The 812-nt window shown below is 73.9% G+C and carries 1 protein-coding gene and 1 pseudogene; one reads left to right on the top strand and one right to left on the bottom strand.

Going from position 1 to position 812, the window contains the following annotated elements:
* Positions 1-196, top strand: a pseudogene (locus IT781_RS22565) (hypothetical protein); the annotation flags it as partial.
* On the opposite strand, the gene IT781_RS22010 reads toward IT781_RS22565, so the two are convergent.
* Positions 140-812, bottom strand: a 673-nt coding sequence (locus IT781_RS22010; RefSeq protein ID WP_194972304.1) for an SDR family oxidoreductase, incomplete at its 5' end; no start/stop codon positions are given. The pseudogene IT781_RS22565 and the gene IT781_RS22010 sit on opposite strands and share 57 nt — an antisense overlap.

The following is an 812-nucleotide window of genomic DNA, read 5'->3' as shown; positions in this document are numbered from 1 at the left end:
CGAGCGCATCGAGCTGCCCGAGATCAGTGAGGGTCCGCACTTCTTCTACGGCCTGCAGTGGTGGTTCTTCGGCGCCCTGGCCGTCTTCGGCTTCGGGTACCTGCTCTTCGACGAGTGGCGCCGCCGCCGCATGGAGGCCTCAGAGGGACCGCAGCTGCCCGCCGTCGACCGGGAGCATGACGCCGGAGACGAATGAGGCCGCCGGGCTGAGCAGGAACGCCGCCGCCCGCCCGAACTCGACCGGTTCGCCGTAGCGCCCGAGCGGGATGCGGGTCAGCGAGGCCGTCCGGGCCGCCTCGGCGTCACCGGTGGACTCGTCGAGTTCGCGGACCCGGTCGGTGCCGATGCGCCCCGGCAGCAGGGCGTTCACCCGGATGCCGCGCGGGCCGAGCTCAGTGGCGAGCTCCTTGGCGACCATGCCCAAGCCGGGCCGCAGGCCGTTGGAGATGCCCAGCCCGCCGATCGGCTCCTTGACCGAGCTGGACAGGACGAAGGCGATCGAGCCGCCCTCGGAGAGCTCGGCCGCGACCTCGCGGGCGATGCGGACCGCCCCGAGGAACACCGACTCGAAGGCCGCTCTCCAGTCCTCGTCGGCCGCCTGCGAGGCCGGACCCGGCCGCGGACCGCCGACCGAGATCAGGGCCCCGTCGAGACGCCCGAACGCGTCCCGCGCCGCGGCGATCAGTCGGGCGGGCGTCTCGGGGTCGGCGTTGTCGACGGGCACCGTCACCGCGTGACCCTCGGGCAGCCCCGCCGCCGTCTCCTCCAGGCGTACGCCGTCGCGCCCCGACAGCACGACGTACGCACCCTCG

It is taken from the genome of Methylobacter sp. BlB1, assembly GCF_015476545.1.
In the GTDB taxonomy this organism is placed as follows: domain Bacteria; phylum Pseudomonadota; class Gammaproteobacteria; order Methylococcales; family Methylomonadaceae; genus Methylobacter.
Note: the sequence above shows the minus strand (reverse complement) of the source record. Positions and strands in the feature narration are given on the sequence as shown.